This is a genomic window from Gaoshiqia sp. US2, from assembly GCF_059705485.1.
The window spans coordinates 762876-783558 of sequence record NZ_AP048550.1 but is presented as its reverse complement, the minus strand read 5'-3'; the positions used below and the strand labels follow the sequence as shown (position 1 = coordinate 783558).

General features: G+C 45.2%; 16 protein-coding genes. 7 read left to right on the top strand and 9 right to left on the bottom strand.

The features are described 5' to 3' along the window. Window positions 1-112: 112 nt before the first annotated feature. The 3 genes from AC6H3C_RS03090 to AC6H3C_RS03080 all read left to right on the top strand — a co-directional run bounded on the left by AC6H3C_RS03090 (window position 113) and on the right by AC6H3C_RS03080 (window position 6021). On the top strand, window positions 113-931 hold the full coding sequence (locus tag AC6H3C_RS03090) for a YjjG family noncanonical pyrimidine nucleotidase (protein ID WP_497519175.1): 819 nt from the start codon (window positions 113-115) through the stop codon (window positions 929-931). A 380-nt stretch (window positions 932-1311) separates the two neighbouring features. Beyond that, on the top strand, window positions 1312-4473 hold the full coding sequence (locus tag AC6H3C_RS03085) for a SusC/RagA family TonB-linked outer membrane protein (RefSeq protein WP_497519174.1): 3162 nt from the start codon (window positions 1312-1314) through the stop codon (window positions 4471-4473). 18 nt (window positions 4474-4491) lie between these two features. Beyond that, window positions 4492-6021 carry a SusD/RagB family nutrient-binding outer membrane lipoprotein gene (locus AC6H3C_RS03080; RefSeq protein ID WP_497519173.1) on the top strand — a complete coding sequence of 510 codons (1530 nt, stop codon included), beginning with the start codon at window positions 4492-4494 and terminating at the stop codon, window positions 6019-6021. Between the two features lie 820 nt (window positions 6022-6841). Here AC6H3C_RS03080 and AC6H3C_RS03075 read toward each other — a convergent pair. From AC6H3C_RS03075 to AC6H3C_RS03050, 6 genes are all read right to left on the bottom strand, one after another. After that, window positions 6842-7438, bottom strand: coding sequence for a porin family protein (locus AC6H3C_RS03075; protein WP_497519172.1), 597 nt, complete (start codon window positions 7436-7438; stop codon window positions 6842-6844). A gap of 295 nt (window positions 7439-7733) precedes the next feature. After that, window positions 7734-9047 carry a TolC family protein gene (locus AC6H3C_RS03070; protein ID WP_497519170.1) on the bottom strand — a complete coding sequence of 438 codons (1314 nt, stop codon included), beginning with the start codon at window positions 9045-9047 and terminating at the stop codon, window positions 7734-7736. Between the two features lie 58 nt (window positions 9048-9105). After that, the gene (locus tag AC6H3C_RS03065) at window positions 9106-10233 is read right to left on the bottom strand and encodes an efflux RND transporter periplasmic adaptor subunit (RefSeq protein ID WP_497519169.1); all 1128 of its coding nucleotides are present in this window, start codon (window positions 10231-10233) and stop codon (window positions 9106-9108) included. Window positions 10234-10376: 143 nt separating this feature from the next. Then, on the bottom strand, window positions 10377-11636 hold the full coding sequence (locus AC6H3C_RS03060; RefSeq protein WP_497519168.1) for an ABC transporter permease: 1260 nt from the start codon (window positions 11634-11636) through the stop codon (window positions 10377-10379). A 133-nt stretch (window positions 11637-11769) separates the two neighbouring features. Continuing rightward, window positions 11770-13020 (bottom strand): ABC transporter permease, encoded by a 1251-nt coding sequence (locus AC6H3C_RS03055; protein WP_497519167.1) that lies wholly within the window; start codon window positions 13018-13020, stop codon window positions 11770-11772. A gap of 10 nt (window positions 13021-13030) precedes the next feature. After that, window positions 13031-13756 (bottom strand): ABC transporter ATP-binding protein, encoded by a 726-nt coding sequence (locus tag AC6H3C_RS03050; RefSeq protein ID WP_497519165.1) that lies wholly within the window; start codon window positions 13754-13756, stop codon window positions 13031-13033. 314 nt (window positions 13757-14070) lie between these two features. Between AC6H3C_RS03050 and AC6H3C_RS03045 the strand changes: the two genes are divergently transcribed. From AC6H3C_RS03045 to AC6H3C_RS03035, 3 genes are all read left to right on the top strand, one after another. After that, complete coding sequence (locus AC6H3C_RS03045) at window positions 14071-15552, top strand: potassium/proton antiporter (RefSeq protein WP_497519164.1); 1482 nt, start codon at window positions 14071-14073, stop codon at window positions 15550-15552. A 152-nt stretch (window positions 15553-15704) separates the two neighbouring features. Continuing rightward, window positions 15705-16808 (top strand): nickel-binding protein, encoded by a 1104-nt coding sequence (locus AC6H3C_RS03040; protein ID WP_497519162.1) that lies wholly within the window; start codon window positions 15705-15707, stop codon window positions 16806-16808. A gap of 228 nt (window positions 16809-17036) precedes the next feature. Further along, a complete protein-coding gene (locus tag AC6H3C_RS03035) occupies window positions 17037-17441 on the top strand; it encodes a group I truncated hemoglobin (RefSeq protein WP_497519161.1) in 405 nt (134 codons plus the stop codon). 55 nt (window positions 17442-17496) lie between these two features. Here AC6H3C_RS03035 and AC6H3C_RS03030 read toward each other — a convergent pair whose 3' ends face one another. The 3 genes from AC6H3C_RS03030 to AC6H3C_RS03020 all read right to left on the bottom strand — a co-directional run bounded on the left by AC6H3C_RS03030 (window position 17497) and on the right by AC6H3C_RS03020 (window position 19813). Next, window positions 17497-18024: a DUF1858 domain-containing protein gene (locus tag AC6H3C_RS03030; RefSeq protein WP_497519160.1), complete on the bottom strand. Its 528-nt coding sequence runs from the start codon at window positions 18022-18024 to the stop codon at window positions 17497-17499. Window positions 18025-18029: 5 nt separating this feature from the next. Continuing rightward, complete coding sequence (locus AC6H3C_RS03025; protein ID WP_497519158.1) at window positions 18030-19262, bottom strand: DUF438 domain-containing protein; 1233 nt, start codon at window positions 19260-19262, stop codon at window positions 18030-18032. 110 nt (window positions 19263-19372) lie between these two features. Further along, window positions 19373-19813 (bottom strand): RrF2 family transcriptional regulator, encoded by a 441-nt coding sequence (locus tag AC6H3C_RS03020; protein WP_497519157.1) that lies wholly within the window; start codon window positions 19811-19813, stop codon window positions 19373-19375. A gap of 168 nt (window positions 19814-19981) precedes the next feature. Here AC6H3C_RS03020 and ric point away from each other — a divergent pair, with 168 nt between their 5' ends. After that, on the top strand, window positions 19982-20683 hold the full coding sequence (gene ric / locus AC6H3C_RS03015; protein ID WP_497519156.1) for an iron-sulfur cluster repair di-iron protein: 702 nt from the start codon (window positions 19982-19984) through the stop codon (window positions 20681-20683).

Genomic DNA, 20683 nt, shown 5'->3' with positions numbered 1-20683 from the left:
AAGATCACCAGAGATTATTCTTTTTCTACCCACATTTGATCAGTTCACAACTTTAAAGGAAAACCGGAAGAGCGTACTTTCTTTTAACTTATTTTAGTCGGACACTACTGAAATGAATAAACAACGTATAAACAGAAGCTCGTTTACCCATTCAAACAATACTCGGGAATCCTGGGGAGGCCGGAAATACGAACACCTGTTTTTCGACCTCGACAATACCCTTTGGGACTTTGACGTCAATGCCCGGCAGGCCATGCAGGAGACCATCGACGAATTAAAGCTTGGCAAACAGATTCCCGACTTCGACCGCTTTTATCATTTTTACGAAGAGCTGAACAGCCGTTTGTGGGAGGCTTACCGGAAGCAGGAAATCCGAAAGCCCGAACTGATCAGGAAAAGGTTTGAAGACAGCCTGAATCATTTTGGGATCGCAGGCATCGATCCGGAAGTCATGAACGAACGGTACCTGCAACGCATGGGCCAACAAACCAAACTGGTCGACGGGGCGCTCGAAACCCTGACTTATCTGAAAAAGCGGCGCTATCAGATGCACATCATCACCAACGGGTTTAAAGAGGTACAAAGGCAAAAAATTCAGACTTGCGGACTGGCATCTTTCTTTACAGGCATATTTATTTCAGAAGAAGTTCAGGCTCCAAAACCCGACAAACATATTTTTAAACATGCGCTGATGTGCAGCAACGCAAAAAAAAGCAAAAGTCTGATGATTGGAGACTCCTGGGAAACCGATATTTTGGGGGCAAAACAATTTGGAATGGACCAGGTGTATTTTCAAAAAAATAATAAAAAAACCATTGACCCTTCATTTTTTACAGATAGTCTCGAGAAAATAATACATCAAAAGTCAACACGACCCCCTCAAAAAACACATGTTATAGAAAAATTAGAAAATCTTTTAGTGTTTTTATGATTTCTTAATATTGAAAGTCGCCCGATACAAATTGCTGTTATAAAACAACATATCCAGTTTTGTCGATGTATGCTGAAAACCAATATCTTGCAAAATAATGACATATGTCATGTTCTGACAAAGTGATTTCTTTGCATCCCTATTTACGGATACATTTAAATTTTTATATTTGCATTGATTAAGGTTTTTTAACAATGCTTTAGTCTTTGTTACAAATCGAAACTAAAGGTTTCGTGATCAAAAAAACGCATTTATTTGAAGTCGTGTGTTTGGGGGAATACATGATGGAAATAATCGTTTTAAGGGGGATTTATCTATTGATTTTACTGTCCTTATTATTATTTAAGAATTGATGCTGTTTAATTTTTAAAATTATTTCTATGAAAAGAATCGCATTCTTACTTGCAATTTTTGCAATTGGGTTGCAGTCTGTATTGGCGCAAACCAGGGAAATTTCAGGTACGGTAACTTCCGCCGACGACGGAAGTTCCATTCCCGGAGTTTCTGTATCAGTGAAAGGTACCACGCTGGGTACCATTACCGACCTCGACGGTAAGTATGTTCTCAAAGTACCGCAGGATGCCAGAACCCTGGTATTCTCGTTTGTGGGCATGCAAACCCAGGAAGTTGCCATTACCGGCAACACGGTTAATGCCTCGCTGGCAGCCGATGTCGTCGGGATTAATGAAGTTGTTGTGACGGCCTTGGGGATCAGCCGCGCTAAAAAATCGCTCGGATATGCATCTCAGGGAGTTAGTAGTGAAGACCTTACTGCGGCAAATGCTATCAATCCGTTATCTTCTCTGTCAGGAAAAGTTGCCGGCCTGCAAATTGCTGGTCAAAACTTTTCAGGATCAAAAAATATACTGATTCGTGGTGCAAGTTCTTTCAGTCAGAATAACCAACCTCTGTTTGTTGTCGATGGGGTTCCGGTAAGTAACGAAAACTTCAATACGACGGAAACACAAAGAGGAGGTGGGGGCTACGACTACGGTTCAATGACCAATGACCTGAACTCGTACGATATTGCCAGTGTGGAAGTACTGAAAGGAAGCGCAGCTTCCGCTCTATATGGCAGCCGCGGTCAAAACGGGGTAATCATGATTACTACGAAATCAGGGAAAGCCGGTAAAAAATCATTCAATGTCGAAATCAACTCTGGTATCAATTTCGAACAGGTATCCATATTACCCAAGCAACAAAAATCGTATGGCGGTGGCTACGGCAACTTTACCACCACGACAATTGGGGGAAACCAATACCTGATTCCTGCTTATGCAGTTGACGAAAGCTGGGGTCCCAAATATGAAGGACAACAAGTTCTTCATTGGTGGGGAATTGCCGACTACGAACAAGGTATTACTTCAACTCCGGAAACGGCGCCTTGGGTTTCACCTAAAAGTGATGTGAAATCGTTTTATGAAACAGGTGTTACCTACCAGAACTCATTAAATATAGTTACTACCAGCGAAACTTCTGCTTTGCGTATGGGCTATACCAATGTCGACCTGACCGGCATTGTTCCCAATTCTCAGCAGCAAAAGCATAATTTCAACATCAACGGACAATCATCGTTGTTCAACGACATCATTGAAGTAGATGCTAATTTAAATGTGGTACGTACTGATACCAAGGGTCGTCCTCAATTTGGATATGGTGACAATTCGCAATCGCAGAAATTTTTCCAATGGGGCCAACGGCAGCTGGATTTTGACAAACTGAAAACGTACATCAACCCGGATGGTACCCAACGTACCTGGAACCGTACTTCGTTGACAAATCCAACACCAAAGTACTCAGACAATCCATACTGGACTGCTTATAAGAACTACCAGGATGACGATCGCACACGTGTATTCGGGAAAGCAGGAATTAAAGCTAACATCACCGATTATCTGAGTGCATCCGGTAACTTCTATTACGATACTTATACGTTTAATCAACGGGAACGCGTAGCCAAGGGATCACAGGCCATGTCGAGTTACCTGCAAATCAACCGTCAGGCAACCGAAACCAACCTGGAAGGCAAACTGGAATTCAACAAAACTTTTGAAGAGTTTAGCGTACTGGCTATGGTTGGTGGTAATACTCGTAAAGAGGACTACTCCCGATTTCAGGGTGAAACCAATGGAGGATTGGTTGTTGATGGACTTTACAATTTGAACAACTCTGCCAACGCTCCGCTGCTTGATGATTTTAAACGTGAATTGAAAGTAAACAGTTGGTTTGCTTCAGTCAGCGTTGGTTACAAAGACATCGTTTACGTTGACGGGACTTTCCGTAAAGACTATGACTCAACACTGCCTGCAGGAGAAAATACTTATAGCTATCCATCGGTTTCTGCCAGCTTCTTGGCCTCCGAATTGTTGGAGATCAGTTGGATGGACAATCTGAAAATCCGCGCCAACTATGGTGAAACAGGTAACGGAACAAGTGCTTATCAAGTTTACAACGTTTATGCTATCAGCGATCCATTCAATGGTAATCCGCAATTCACCAATGATGTACGTTTGAAAAACCAAAATCTGAAACCGGAATTAACCAGCGAGATTGAGTTTGGTCTAGAGGGTGGATTCTATAAAAACCGCCTTGGATTTGATTTCAGCTATTACACCCGGGATACTGAGAACCAGATTGTTCCGGTAGAAGTCAGCGGCGCAGGGGGCTACACTTCGCGTGTAATTAACGCGGGTAAGATCAATAATAAAGGGGTTGAGGTATTGCTCTATGGTACTCCGGTGAAACTGAAAGATTTCTCCTGGAATATTACCCTGAACTATGCCAAGAACAAAAACAAAGTCATGAGTTTACCGGAAGGATTGGATAAAATCCAGCTGGCCAGTGCTCCTTTCGGCGGAGCCTATATCAATGCCGTTGAGGGTGCTACCTTCCAGGAAGTGTACGCTTACGATTTTGTTTATGACGACAAAGGAAACAAGGTTGTGGATGAGGAAGGGATGTATATTACTTCAGGAGAGCTAACTTCAGTGGGATCCGTTTTGCCAGATTACACTGCCGGGATACTCAATGCGTTTAAGTATAAGAATTTTGATTTCAGTGCCTTAATTGACATCTCCAAAGGAGGGAAATATTACTCACTGACTCACATGTGGTCAATGTATTCGGGTATGGCGGCAGAAACAGCACTTCCCACCTCAGGAGGAAATACCATTCGCGAAGATGGAATTATACTGGAGGGAGTAACAGAAAGTGGTGCTGTTAATACAACCGCTCTGGCCGCTGAAGATTGGGGTGCATACCATTATCATGGTTACGGCACACCGAGTGCAACGAGCATCTTCGATGCCTCATACGTTAAACTTCGGGAAATTACCTTAGGGTATACCTTCCCAAAATTTACCGACATTGTTCAATCCGTACGTCTTTCCTTGTATGGTCGCAACCTGGCCACCTGGGGACTAGACAATAAAGGTATTGACCCTGAAACGGTTGTGGGTGGTTCAGGAAACATTCAGGGGCTGGAAGGCGGTATTGTTCCTGCAGCACGCTCATTTGGCTTTAACCTGAAAATTAATTTCTAATCATTAATAAGAAAAGATATGAAGACATTAAAATATATCGCATTACTTATTGTAGGTGTCTCCCTATTTTCATGCGATGTGGATTATTACAGTGATCCAAATCAACCTGAAATAGCACCTACCTACGGTATCATGAACCGTGTACAAAAAAGGTTGATGGATTATACACGCGACGAATGGGTCTCAGGACGTCAGTCATTGCTATGGGTACAATACTGGAATCAGGTAAACTATACTGAAGAAGACCGGTTCCAGTACCGCGAAACAGTAAACAAGAGAGGGTGGGATGATCTTTACAAAAATGCTCAGGATTTGCATGACCTCATTGCTTTAAATACCGATGAAGCAACCAAAGGCGATATGGCCCAATATGGCCCAAACGTGAATCAAATTGCTGCAGCCCGCATCATGTTGGCTTTTGTGTACCTGAATGCCGTTGAGTTGTGGGGAGATGTGCCTTATTCTTCTTATGCCAACGACGATCCTTCATTTCAGGCCAACAAACTGAAAACTGACGGGATTGATAAGCCTGCCTATGCCAGACAGGCTGATATTTATGCCGACCTTTTAAAAGAGCTGAATGAAGCACAAGCCAGCATCGAAACGTCAGAAAAAATGATCGATGGTGATAACTTTTACGGTGGAGATGCTGCTAAATGGAAAAAGTTTGCCAATTCCCTGCGTTTGCGTATTGCAAACCGGATCAAAGATGTTTATAGCGGAGCACAGGCTCATATTACTGACGCCATTGCAAAAGGTGTGATGGCCTCGAATGCCGACAATGCCGGAGTAACCTACGAGGCCAATGCGGTAAACGGTGCTCCGATGTACCGTGCTTTCGTGGTTAGCGCCCGAAACGACTTTGCTCCATCAATGCAATTTGTTGAACTGCTACAAGGAAAACGAGGACCTTTCGGTGTGGAAGATCCCCGTTTGGATATTTTTGTTGCAGATAATGAACATGGCTATAAAGTTGGTATCCCTCTGACCGAATCAAACGGAACTGTAACAAAATTCACATTCGAATCCATGCCTGGTGCAGCCATTCTTGCTCCCGACTATACCGAATACTACATGGAATATTCGGAAGTGTGTTTTATACTGAGCGAATTAAACAACTGGAACCAAAGCTGGTATGAAAAAGGAGTTAGAGCATCCATGGAAAAATGGGGTGTAAGCACTGCTGATATTACCGCTTACATGGCCACACTCCCGGCCGCAACGGAAGAAACCGTTATGATGCAGAAATACATTGCGCTGTACATGCAACCGATGGAAGCTTGGAGCGAATACCGTCGCACTGGATATCCAAATACCATTGTTCGCCCAAATACACCCTATCAGTACACCTGGAAATACAAAAAGAATGGTGTTGAAAGAGATTCTACGGCAACGTTCACCTTCTCGCCCATTGGTGGTTTGACGGATGTTCCCGAAAGAAACAAGTATCTGTTGAATGAAGCGAGCATTAATAACGTCAATGTTACTGCAGCAGCAAGCGCTATCGGTGGTGACAGACAAGACACCAAACTTTGGTGGGCAAATTAAAAATTATCGCTTTAAAAACCGTTATTAGTTAACAGAAAATTGTTTATCTTCTAGTGTTGATCATACAAAGGCCGTCTCAGAAAACTGAGACGGCCTTTCGTTTGTAAATGATCGTCGGTACTTTGACAGATTTGAGCAGGAACAATTTCCGGCGTTGTTTTGCCCTCCTGCGTATATTTCAAAAACGGTTCGGCGGTTGGCGCGGTTTGTAAACGCGCATGCACCAGAAGTCAACAGTAAACAGGCAGAAGGCAGAAGTTTAATTTTCACGACAGGGTGAATCTCTTGTTCTGACTCTGGCCGTCAGTTTAAACCAGACATGACACCAATCGCGGGTTAAAAACCCACGCACCAGGGCCTGAACGTTTTGCAGCCTGCGTACCGCTTTTGAAGAGCGGTTTCTCCACCAAAAAAACGCCGGTGCAGGGGTGTCGCGGTTTCCGAACCGCGATGCAGCGTTTCGTCTAAGCAACCAACGATTTCTGAAAACGCATTGGAAGCGAGAAGCATGCTGAACTCCCTGATACAAACTTCTCCTGACATGTTTCAGAACTTCTCCGTATTTGTGCCGATCACTTCTCAGTATAAGTTTGCGAACTTCTCTTTATAAGTTTTGTGACTTCTCTTTACAAATTTCGAACGTTCTCTTTTAATCCGGCTAAGGCCAATTTGTATAAGATCCAATTTCCCCTGCAAACTGGTTTTCCGATGGAGCTTCGTCGTTTAAGAACCGACACACCCGCTAAAAAAACAGGCTGTCCGGAAAGCGAGAAACATTCGCTTTCCGGACAGCCTCGTATATTCAAGGCGTGGTTACACCTTACTTTCCAAATAAATAAACCAACGACAAGGACAACAGCCTATTCTTCACTGTCATTCCGTCAATATTCGAAATGTCGTTTAGTCCAAGGGTGTAATTGAGTGTCAGTTGAACCGGCATGATTTCTGCGCCAACACCAAAATTCAGCCCGAAATCAATCCGTTTAAACTCGTCCTCGCCACCTCCGAATTCAATATCTTCTTCTATGCTACCTACTTCTGATTTTCCACTCAGGCCGAAACCAAAATTCGGACCGGCATGAAGGACCAGTTTCGGTCCGGTTAAATCTACCTTATAAAGAAAATTCACCGGTACATCCAGATAGTTCAATCGGTCTTGATACTTATCTCCTTCGAACTCCACTTTATAGCCTTTTTGCGAGAAAACCAGTCCCGGGCTAATAAATAAAGCTTCGTTCAACGGGAATTCGCTAACTACACCAAAATGAATACCAAACCGGTCGTCCGGAGAAATGGTCATTCCCCCGGCCTTAAAATCGGCATTCGATAAGTTAGCGCCAAACTTTAATCCAAAGTTTTGAGCGCCTGCCAACAGGCATGAACAAAGAATCACGGCAATCACCAATAATTTTTTCATGTTATACGGTTTTGATACGGCTTACTCTTACGATTTTCAGCGTCCTCGCCTTGTTGAAAGGAAGATGGCTTAACAAGGAAAAGCCCTAATTTTTAGAGATGGATATAAAACCCGATTAACAAACTTATTTTTACAGACTCTATTATGTTGTCAACTGTTTTTTGAGCCTTGTTTATGCCTGCATATAAAAACCGGGCTGCGCACTCTTCCGCACAACAATCGCTACGGAGTCGGTTTACTACAAATTGAAACGTTTATGTGGCCTTATTTACGTTAAATTTTGTTTTACCCGGGTTTATAATTCGATTGGTAATCCGTAATAAAAATCGAGGATTTTGGTGCGGAAAATATAGTCGTATTTAGCCTGGGCCAGGTCGCTTTGCGCCGAGGTCAGGTTATTTTTCGCCTGGTTATACTCCACCGAATTCACCATACCCACGCTAAACTTTTCTTCGGTATAACGAAAGGCCTCCTGCATGGATTCCACGGCTTTGTTGCCGGCCATGTATTTTTTCAGAGCCGCCAGGGCGTTGGTATAAGCCTGCTCAATATCTTTTCGCAACAGGTTTTTAACGTTTTGTACTTCCAGCTCCTTGCTCATCATCTGCAATTCGGCATTATTAATCTGGTTGCGAACCTGAAGCTTGTTAAATATCGGTATGCTCATGTTTAAGCCAAACCCGTAGCTTTCGTTGTTCTTTTTCTGATCATTGAATCCGGACGGATATTTATTATTGTACCAGTTTGAATAGCTGGCTCCTAAACTAATACTGGGATAAAGTGATCCACGGGCGATAGACAGCTGCTTTTGCGATGCTTCAAGCTCAAAAACGGCGCTTTTCACGGCAGGCCTGATTTGAACCGCATGACGAAAGATCTCCATCGAATTGAGCATCGTACGGTTTGCCGTAACCACGGGAAGAATAGGCTTCTCAATAGTAAACGTTTGGGTAGAAGGCAGCTCCAGTAACTGAAACAGATTGAGATAGGCCAATTGCTGGCGGTTCTCGGCGTTTACCAGGTTTAGTTCTTCCTGGGCATGTTGGGCTTCAATTTCGAGCAAACTGCCCTTAGCCAAACTTCCGGCTTGCACCAGCTTTCGGGTGCGGTCAATCTGAAGTGTAGTCACCGCCATTTGATCTTTGGCTACCTGGATCAATTCGTCAGCCAGCAAAATTTCAAGATAATAAGCTGCGATGTTCAGCATCATATCGTCTTTAGCCTTTTGCAGGTCTTCGAGGGTGGCTTTCAGGCTAAACTCAGCCTGCGCAATGGAATGATTCAGGATAAACCCGTTCCAAATGGGCAGGCTGCCGTTTAAACCGGCCGAAGTGGTGTTCGAATTAAAATTGTCGTAGGTACCATCAGCTTGCTGCGAACGGCCAAAACTAAAACTATTCGACAGGCTGCCGTTAATACTGGGCAGACGGTTGTTTCTTGACTGTTTCAGTTCGTTGCGATAATAATCGGTGTTCAGCTGTTGTTGCTTGATCTGGATATTATTTTCCAGCGCATAGTCGATACACTTTTGCAAGTTCCAGCTTTGCGCCTGAACATGGCCGATGGCCAACAATACGGAAACAATTATCGTAACTGATCTTAGTTTCATCTGTTTATTTTATTTTATGCTGAGCTAAAATTAATCAATCAGTATGAATCAATTTCGCTTAGCCTTGTTTATTTTTATTTTCCTTCAGTTTCTTCGGATCGATTTTCTCCCCTTTTACTTTATCATCTTTGCTTAATCCATCGATCACTTCGATGTTAATGCCATCCGAAAGCCCGGTGGTAATCTTCCGCTTTTCGTACGTATTTTCAAGTTCATTCGTCAGTATCTCAACGAAAGCCGAGTCATTTTCAAACCGCAGCATCCCTTCGGGAATCACCATCACGCTGTCTTTGCGCTCCAGTACGATGTTGGCATTAGCGCTGTACCCGGCGCGGATAAACTGATTATCTTTCAACGAAACATCGGCTTTAATTTCGAACTGGATGGCCCCGTTTTCTTCTTTTCCTTTGGGAGAGATATATTCCAGGATGGCTTCAAACTTATCTTTTTCAATGGCGCCGATTTCCAGTTCGATCGGCATCCCGATTTTAATTTTACCCACTTCGGTTTCGTCCACCTTTCCTTCAAAAATCATATCTTTCATATCGGCCACGGTAGCAATGGTGGTCCCGTCGTTAAAGGTGTTCGACTGAATGACGGAATTCCCGACCTTGATCGGTACATCGAGCACCATGCCGTTGATGGTTGAACGAACCAGGGTATTGGTGGCTGTTTCGGCTTTTTTGGTTACCCCGTTTTTAATGAGTTCGAGGTTGTTTTCGGCCGCCGCCAGTTCTTCTTTGGCCGAGTCGTAACCAACTTTCGATTTTTTATACTCTTCGTATGAGATCACCTCCGTATCAAACAGTTTTTGCTGACGTTCGAAATCGATCTTCGCATCCTCGAAGTTGATTTTTGCCCGGTTCAGCCGCGATTCGGCCGTATTCAGGTTGACCATATCGGGGATAATTTTAATCCGGGCAATCACCTGGTCTTTCGCCACAAAATCGCCGGCTTCGATGTACAGTTCATCAATAATCCCCGACACCTGGGGTTTGATTTCAATTTCGCGGCGCGGCACCACCGAACCGGTAGCCACTGTTTTTTTAATCACGTTCGAAACGATTGGCGTTTTTGTTTCAAACACATCGGGCTGTTTTTTTGATTTGGTATACAGGAAAAAAATCGTTCCTCCAAATACCGCCACGATAATGACAATTCCTAAAATTCTAAAAATCTTTTTCATCTTGTTCTGGTTTTATTGTTTCTGTTTCTTCTATAACACCTAAGCTCCTAAGTACGTAAGTCCCTGAGCACCCGGTTTAATTATTCCACGACTAAAATCCTGCTATTCAATCATCAATTATCAATCATCATTCATCAATCCCTCTACTCGTCCCTCAGGGCATCAATGGGTTTAATATTGATTGCGCGCTGAGCCGGAATCAGTCCGGCAAAAATACCCGACACCACCAGCACGGCCAAAGCGGCAAGCGCCATGGTCAGATTCACTTCCGGGTTACGGAAAAAAACTTCATCGCCGGCGGCCATCAGAATCCGGTTTAAAATTTCGAGGATACCGACCCCAAGCGACAGGCCGACATACCCGGCCATTACCGTGAGAAAAACACTCTCGGCCACAATGTGGGTGATGATTTTTGCCGGCGTGGCGCCAATCGCCCGTTGGATGCCAATTTCCTGGGTGCGTTCTTTAATGATGACGAGCATAATATTGCTCACCCCGATCACCCCGGCCAGGAGGGTCCCGATGCCAACGATCCAGGTGAGTCCCTGGATGCCCAAAAACAGGGCGCTAAACTTTTTAAATTCGGCTTCGATGTTGAATGAACCGATCGCCTGCAAATCGTCGGGGGCAATTTTGTGCCGTTCTTTCAGTATCCGCTGAAGTTTTTCCTGCAAATTGCTGACACTGTACCCTTTTTGGGCAGTCACCGAAAAGAAGTGGATCACATTACCGTAGTTATACGCGGTTTGCATGGTGGTAAAGGGAATGATAATGGTTTCTTCTTTTCGTCCTCCGCCAATATTGATGCGTGTTTCGGGATGAATGACCCCGACCACCTGGAAGTATACGCCGCTGATTTTCAGATACTGACCGATCGGGTCTTCATCTTTGCTGAACAGGACTTCGACCACGCGCTCGCCAATCACGCAGACTTTGCGTTTCTGAAGCACATCGATCTCGTTCATCAGGCGGCCTTTCACCGGCGTCCAGCCATCAATTTTAAAATAGTCGGGGTAATCGCCGTAAATATTGAAGGCCCCGGTACGTTCGCCGCGTACGGTATTATCGCCGCCTTGTTGCCAGCCAAACAAGCGCGGCGACAGGTATTCCACTTCGCGCACGTTTTGGCGGATGTATTCAATGTCCTGATTATCGTAATTCCAGCGGCGTCCGCGCTGAAATCCCTCGTAGGGGACGCTGGTTCGCTCGGTCCAGAAAAAGGCCGAATTGGTGGCAAATGCTTTCACCCCTTCCATCACCCCGTTTTCAAGCGCACGGCCTGCCCCCGACATGATGATCAGCATAAAAATTCCCCAAAACACCCCAAAGGCAGTCATAAAGCTGCGCAGGCGGTTTTGCTTCAGCGCGCTTGTTACTTCTTTCCAGAGATCCAGGTCAAACATAAAGCTTCCCTCCTGCCCCTCCAACGGAGGGTTGATTAATTCGTTCGGCGTTATTTATCGTATTCATTTTTCAGAGCAAAAGGTTTAACAAAACGGTTATTTTAAAATCCTCCCCGGGGAGGATCAGAAGGGGCTACTCGTCGCGCAGGGCAACAATGGGTTTAATGCTGGCCGCACGTTTGGCCGGGATGTATCCGGCGATGGCGCCCGCGATCACCAGCAAAGCCGTTGCGGCCACGGCCACCCCAAAATCGACTGTTGGGTTCATAAATACCGTTTCACCCTGCGGGCCTGCATCGCCGGCCGATTGTACCATCATATAATTAATGCCTTCCATCAAGCCGGTACCCAATACCAGACCAATGTACCCGGCCAGCGTAGTAATCAGGATCGATTCAAGTAAAATGAGCCCGATAACCGACGCCGGACTGGCGCCAATGGCTTTGCGGATACCAATTTCTTTGGTGCGTTCCTTTACCACGATCAGCATGATATTACTGACCCCGACAATCCCGGCAATTAAAGTCCCGATACCGATAATCCAGATGAAGATCTTTATCGCCTGAAAAATACGCATGGTCTGGATGTAATTCTCCAGTTTGTTGTACAGGCCCAGGGCGCTTTCGTCCTTTTCATCAAAATGCAGTTTGCGGGCAAAGGTCTGACGGATATTTTCCTCAATCTGACGGCTTTCGTCCAGTGTTTGCCCGTTAATGGTGATGGCGAAATTATGGAGCCGGTTGGAGCCGTTAAATACTTTTTGCGCGGTCGACACCGGCATGTATGCATTCCGGTTGCGTGTCGACCCCGGTTCGATACAAACCCCGACAACCTTAAAGGGCACCTTGTTGATATTGACATACTCGCCCAATGCCGGTATGTCTTTAAAAAGGGCATCTTTAATATCCTTCCCGATAACCACCACTTTCCGGTTTTGCTGAATATCAACCGTATTGATGAAGCGGCCTTCGGTCATAATCATGTTCTCCACATCATTCAGTTCCGGGTGACAGGTCACCGTGGTGTACTCGCCGGATTCCTTCCCGTACGAATACCGGGTATTTCCCATATAGAAACGTCCGGAGGCGGTTTCTACACCCGGGATATTCCGGATGACATCGTAGTCGTCGTTGTGAAACCGGATGGCCCTTCCCGATTTTAAGCCCTGGTGCGGAATGGTGGTTTCGCCGGTCCAGATCCACATGGCATTAACCGCGTCGTTCATAAAGTTCGCAGCAACCCCGTTACTCAGTCCGTTTCCCGAACCCAGCAGGATCATCAGCATAAAGATCCCCCAGGCCACCGAAAAACCAGTCAGGAAGGTGCGCATTTTATTCTTTTTAATAGTGGCCAGGATTTCCTGCCATTTATCAATATCAAACATGGTAAAGAGCTTAGGCTGGTTGTAATTCTTTTGAATACCTGTAGCGGAACTCGCTCAGTTCACCGTTCCGGATTACTTCGTCAATCCGCCCGTCTTTGAGCCGGATAATCTTTTGGGTCATGGCAGCAATATCATGCTCGTGGGTTACAATAATGACGGTGATCCCGGACTCATTGATTTCCTTGAGAATATCCATCACTTCGTACGAAGTGGCCGTATCAAGGGCGCCGGTAGGTTCATCGGCCAATATAATTTTGGGGTTCGAGATCAGCGCCCGGGCAATGGCTACCCGCTGTTTCTGCCCGCCCGACATCTCGCTAGGCATGTGTTCGGCCCAGGGTTTCAAACCCAGCTTATCGAGGTATTCCATGGCCATCACGTTGCGTTTTTTGCGGCTCACCCGCTGATAGTATAACGGAAGAGCCACATTCTCCATCGCATTTTTAAATGATATCAGGTTGAACGACTGGAATACAAAACCAACCATTTCGTTGCGTAGCTGAGCCGCTTTTTTCTCGCTCATGTTCGAGATTAACCGGCCGGACAGGTGGTAACTGCCGTCATCGTAATTGTCGAGCATCCCCAAAATGTTCAGTAAAGTTGATTTCCCCGAGCCTGAAGATCCCATAATGGAAACAAATTCGCCCTGCTCAATTTCCAGGTCAATCCCTTTAAGCACGTGCAACTTGCTGTTTCCCATCTCGTACGATTTGTGGATGTTGTTTAATTTAATCATGGTTTGTAGTTTTCTGTTTTCTGATTCTGTTTATCCGCACTTCAAAGTTGATTATTCAAAGATTCATTTACAGAATTAATTCGATGAACCGTTGAATTTTTAATGTAAATGCCATTTTTGAACTGGTAACTTGGATAACCTGCTACCTTGTCAACCGCTTTACATCCGTTAAGACGCCTGAAAAGTACCAACGTTACAGACTGCCGAAAGAAAATTTCGGAAACCAAACATTGGCAGAGAATGTTATCGAGTCAGAGGTCAGAATTTTTGGTCTGTTTTTCTATCTTTAAGCATGAATCAAGCAAAAATACATCATGATATTAACCACTGAAAACATCTTACTGATCGGCTCCATCCTGCTGTTTATTTCACTGCTTGCCGGGAAAACCTCGTACCGGTTTGGAGTGCCTGTGCTAATCTTGTTTATTTCGATTGGTATGCTTGCCGGTTCGGATGGTATAGGCGGAATTCAATTTGATAACCCTAAAACAGCGCAATTTATCGGAATCATCGCCTTAAATTTCATTCTCTTCTCCGGAGGACTGGATACCGACTGGCAGTCTGTAAAACCGGTTCTATGGCAAGGGATTACCTTGTCGACACTGGGCGTATTTATCACCGCGGTGTCGGTAGGGCTTTTTGTTTGGGCGGTTACTGATTTTACGATTTATGAGGGATTATTACTTGGATCGATTGTTTCGTCAACCGACTCGGCAGCGGTATTCTCGATTTTGCGGGCGAAGAATCTCGCGCTAAAGGGAAACCTGCGGCCAACACTCGAATTGGAAAGTGGCAGCAACGACCCAATGGCTTACATCCTGACCATTGTTTTTACCGGGCTCATCATGAACCCGGACGCCGGCCTGATCAGCATCATCCCCATGTTTCTCAGACAGCTGTTATTGGGAGGATTGCTGGGCTTAATTTTTGGCAAGATCAGCAAATTGGTCATAAACAAAATAAAGCTCGATTACGAAGGTTTGTACATCGTGCTGGTGATTGCCATCATGTTTTTCAGTTTCTCGGCAACCGATTTTGTCGGAGGTAACGGGTTTTTAGCGGTGTACGTTTGTGCTGTGTACCTGGGGAACCAGGACCTGATCCATAAAAAGAAAATTCTAAAGTCGTTCGACAGCTTTGCCTGGTTAATGCAGATTGTCTTGTTCCTGACCTTAGGTTTGCTCGTATTTCCAAGCCAGATTGTTCCTGTCATTGGCATCGGCCTGATGATTTCGGCCTTCCTGATTTTAGTGGCCCGACCCGTCGGTATATTTTTAAGCCTGATCCCCTACCAGGTGAAAAGTCGCAGCAAATGGTTTATTTCGTGGGTTGGACTGCGTGGCGCTGTCCCGATTGTTTTTGCAACCTATCCCCTTCTGGCCGGGGTCCACAAAGCCCACATGATCTTTAATATCGTGTTTTTCATCTCATTAACCTCAGTATTAATTCAAGGAACCACCTTGCCGGTTGTTGCCAAATGGTTAGGTTTAACCTTACCCGGAAGTTTAAAACAACGAACCCAGTCTGATCTCGAATTATTCGACAGTATCAAATCGGCCCTGACCGAAATCATCATTCCCGAAGATTGCGCCGTTGTTGGAAAGCAGATTGTTCAACTGGCGCTGCCCAAAACCACTCTGATCTCTTTTATAAAAAGAGGCGACAGCTACATCACGCCAACCGGTTCAACAACCCTGGAAGGTAAGGATAAACTTTTCCTGTTGTCGGAAAATAAAGAGTCGCTCGAAAAAGCATTTGCCTGCCTCGAACTGAAGGAAAATGAAAGGGAAGAATGACTGACCAACAGAGAACCTTTTAGCAAGACCCGTTGTTCTAATCAGAGATTGAAACGATCGGGTTAGCGTATTTTCCTGAAGCACCAGGCAGCCACACCAGAACAGGAAAAATACCAAAACACCAACGGTTTCGGAAACTAAACCAAAAGAGTATGCCAATTTACATGGATCGTCATGACGTTTCGGAAGCTGTTACGGCTGAGATCGTGGCTGAACTGCATCAGCAAGATTTAAAAATCCAGGATCAGTTCAAATGCAGGGGGCTAACTTACTGGTTTGATGAAAACAGAAAAACCGCGTTCTGCCTGATCGAGGCTCCCAATGAACAGTTGATCAGGGATATGCACAACCAGGCACACGGCGAAGTGCCTCACCAGATCATTGAAGTGGATGCGAGCGTTGTTGAATCGTTTCTCGGACGGATCGAAGATCCCGAAAAAGCACAAAACACCCGTCTAAATATCATTAATGATCCGGCATTCCGGATCATCATGATCATGGGGTTGAAAAAACCTTCGTTACAGAATCACGAATCCTATTCTGCCCTGATCCGGGCGTACCACCAATCGGCTGCTGAACTTATCGCCACCTTCGATGGCCGTATCGTTCAGCAAAACGAGGGTTATCTACTGATTTCTTTTAAATCAGTATCCAAAGCCATTCAGTGCGCGTTGAAATTACAATCCGAATTTTCCGGGTTCAGGATGAAAGCAGGAAAAGGCTTTGCCGACCTTAAAATAAGCCTGAACGCGGGTGTACCGGTCACCGGGAAAAAAACAATTTTTGAAGATACCATTAAGCTCGCGGAACGCATGTTCCGGGTCACTCGCGCCGAAATCGTCATGTCGGCCGAAGTGAAGGATTTATTTGAAAACGAAAATTTGAATCAATCTATTACCGCTGAACAGATTCTCGCGTTAACGCCTGCCGACGAGAAGTTCCTGACACGGTTAATGGATTTTACCGAAAAGGAATGGCAAAATACGTTTTTGAAAGTAGAAGACTTTCAAAAACATTTGGGATACAGCAAATCAACTTTGTACCGTGAGATGATGCACCTGACCGGCAAATCGCCCAATAATTTTTTAATGTCGTACCGGTTAAGCATGGCATTGGAATTATTCAATAAACAAAAAGGCAATATTTCGGAAATCGCTTTTGAAGCCGGGTTTAACAGTCCATCTTATTTCTCAAAATGTTTCCGAAAAAAATACGGGCTGATGCCATCCGGCTATCTCGGCACTATGCTCGTGTAGTTTTGCCTGTTTGTTTTTTATGTGTTGAACCAAAATTACCTGCAAAAGAACCAAATGTGCTGTTGTATAAAATCAGCAAGCCGTAATTTTGTTTGAAGGTGACCAACGAATGTGATGAAATTCATTTATTCTCAGGAAGTCTTTCCCATTAAACCAAAAATCATGTTTCTCCGCCCAGGGCAAAGATGAAATTGTTTTCGATCTATAAATGCAATTAATATCCGAAGTATGACAGAAGTAACAACAAAAAAGAGTACGAATGAGGCCATTCTTTTTGAACGGCTTGGAGGCACAAAAGGGATTGCCCTGATTGTGGACGATGTGGTTGAAACACACATGAACAACCCGGCGGTGAGCCCCCGTTTTCTTCCGTACAGAGACCAACCGGAACGTTTGGCAGTGATCAAGCAGCATACCGTTGATTTTTTCAGCGCCGGAAGCGGCGGTCCGGCTATTTACACCGGAAGGGATATGCCAACAACGCATGCCGGTATGAACATTAGCGCGGCAGAATACATGCACGTGATGGATGATATAATGCTTGTATTGGACAAACACCGGATTGATGAAGAAACAAAAAAAGAGGTGCTTGCGATCCTCTGGTCGCTAAAAGGAATGATTATGGGAAAATAAACCGGATTGGGGCATTCCCTTCGCGGTAGCACATGAGCTGACGCGAAGTCGGTGATCAGGCTTTCGTAAAGTAGCTCGTTACCTCATCCGTTTTTTGCACCGAGAACGTTGCAAAGCCTTTTTCGCGGAGCATATCAATAATCGGAGCAGGCACAAAGGGCGTTTTTAGCTCCAGAATTTCTCCCGGCTGCAATTGGTTTGCCATGCCCAGGATTTCAGCCATCGGGCTGCCCCCTGAGTTAATCGCAGGCGAAGCATCAAAGGCCCGGGTGATTTTTTCGGCGCTGAACCAGGCTGGCGGGGTATTGGTCAGATACACGCTTTCTTCAACCTCCCCGGTAAGCGCTTCCTGCCCGGCTTCTTCCCGCAGGCGGTTTACCAGTTCGTCCACCTTTAACCCGCCAATAACGGCTGCCTGTTGCAATGATGCCACACGGGCCACTGTTTTGCGCAGGATGGGGTTTTTAAGTTTTGCAAAAGCCGGGGATAGTTCGAGGAGTACATCCTCCAAAAAGGGAAAAGCATCCAACAGCTCTCCCACTTTGGTTTTCGGACTGATGATGAGTTTATTCTTCGTGTTCATAATCCTTACTTTTTACCATAGGATAAAAGTCGTTGTTCCCCTTCGAGCGACCGGACATGGGTCAAATCCTGCGTAAATTCAACAGTACCCAGGTATTCTCCCTGTTTGTCCCTCATCGCAAAATATTCGATATGGATAAACCGGCCCTGCATATTAATCCAGAAGGCAGCGCTGTTTTCTTTACCGCTTCTGAAATCATCCAGAATTTGGTCGACAATGTGAACGCTTGAAGGCGGATGGCACATACGTACATCGCGGCCAAGGATCGCGCGGTTCCGGCTGAAAATCCGGTCGGGTCCCAGGCTGAAGAACTTCACTTTATCATCTTTATCTACAAAAGTAATGTCGATGGGAAGGGTTTTAAAAAGAGCTTCCATTTCGTCGATCGAGAAACTACCGGTCGTCAGCTGGATCAGGTTTTTGGTGTTGTACACCGCTTCGCTCACCGCGATTCCCTCGGGCTTCCATTCATCCTGCGGGTCGTACAGGCAATAACCAAACTCCATGGTTTGCTGGTACACCGCATACCAGTCGTCGTCCGTCAGTTCATCCATCGACATGGGGAACAGAATTTCCTCTTCTTTCAGGATCATATCGGGGATTGCCCTTGCCGCAGGCGCAATGATCATTTCGGCAACCGTTTTTGCTTCGTCAAGGCTTATCTCGCCGGGGGCCGAAACCACTTCGATGGCGGCTTTTAGCTGTTCGCGTATTTCATCGTGCTTTCCCCACATCACTTTGGGAGGGCCGGTAATTTCATATTTTTCGAGAAACGGAAAAAGCAGGTATTCTTTGCGTTTGTAATGTTTGTCAACATCCATCAGCTCGTTAAAGCGGGCATGAAGTTTAAGAAAGACATCTTTAATCTCCTCTTCTTTTAAACCGGGTATCCGGGCCAGAAGCTGCTCAATGGCATCAACCACTTTCTCCAGTTCACGGTTTTCTTTGATAAAGGTATCGACAGGATGTCCGGGGGGTATCGGTTTGGCGCCGCTCTGGTCGATATGCCCTTCGAGGACCATCGAATGGATATCGCATAAGCGAAGGACTTCCTCCACCGGTAAGCCTTCGGCAATCAGTTCCTGCTCTACTTCCACCACCTCGTCGTAAGGGATCGACCGGAGCAATTCGGTCAGCCGGTTACGCACCAGATCGGGGGCTTCGCCGCTGTGAAGCTGTAAAATCATGTGTTTTAACAGTTCTTTCCGCTTCTCTGAATTATTAATTAATTCGCTCATTTGTCCTGATTTTAGTTTGTTTCTAAAGTAAGTTACGCCATCTTTCAGACAACATCCCCATTGGTGTTGATTTTTTTGTCAGGGAATGGCTTGAAAATAATCCTGTTATTCTATTCAAGTTCAATCAGTGCATTTTTTATACCGGAGGCTGCTTTCCGCGCCAGCGACTGGATCGATTCTTCACTCACCAGTTTGTTGATGGCATTCCGGATCGGCGCATATTGTTCGTGCAGGGGACACGGGTTTTCCGAATCGCAATACTTCAATCCAAAGCCGCATCCGTTAAATATACTGCCGCCTTCGGTTGCTAAAATCAATTCTCTCAACGGCAACTCCGGTTTTTCATGGTCGAAGTGAAAACCACCCCCTTTACCCTTCATCGACTCAATAAATCCGAGGCGAACAAGCCGTTGCAACACCTTGGCCGTAAACGGGGCGGGCGCTTCAATCTCCTTGGCAATTTCTGCAATGCCAGGCCGCCTGTCCCGGTCATTCTGCTGTTGAATGTAAACCAGGCTCCGTAAAGCATATTCCGTTTCTTTATTAAACACCTTCTTTTAAAGATTAGAGGTTGTACCCATTACCAGTCATACAACCCGGTTGATTTTTTATTCCACGAATTTAGGACAAAATTAAAAAAATATTCAAATTACTAAAAGACCTTTTTGTCCTTTAGTAATAATTTTATAGTTTTATCCCGAATTTAAATCCTACACAAAATGAACACCGGTTTTACAGAACAAAGAAGTATTGGACAAATTGTTGCTGACGACTTCAGAGCAGCCACCATATTTAAGCAAGCAGGAATTGATTTTTGCTGCGGAGGAAATAAAAGTATCACAGAAGCCTGCGAAGAAAAGCAACTGGATCCGCGTGATCTGATCAGTCAACTAACCGAGTTAACAGGCACGACGACGGCCCCGGCATTTGATTTCAAAAGCTGGGATTTGGGCTTTCTGTCCGACTACATTGTGAACACGCACCACCAGTTTGTCCGGAAGAACCTACCCGATTTGTTATTTTATACACAGAAAATTTCGGCGGTACATGGCGAAAACCATCCTGAACTGCGGGTGGTGGAAGATTTGTTTTATCAAATAAACAAAGAACTCACCCAGCACCTGCAACACGAAGAAGAAGTGCTGTTCCCGGCGATAAAAAACGTATTGGCAAACGGTTCGGCCGAAGCCAAAGCAAGTATTATTTCAGAGATCAGCCGGATGACCGGCGAACACGAGTTTGCAGGAGGGGCCATGGATAGAATCAACGAAATCACCGCCGGCTACAAAATACCCGACGATGCCTGCAATACCTACCGGGTAGCGCTTAAACAGCTGGAAGCCTTCGAAGACGATCTGCACATCCATGTTCATCTCGAAAACAACATCTTGTTTCCCAAAGCGTTAAACCTGGCAAAATAG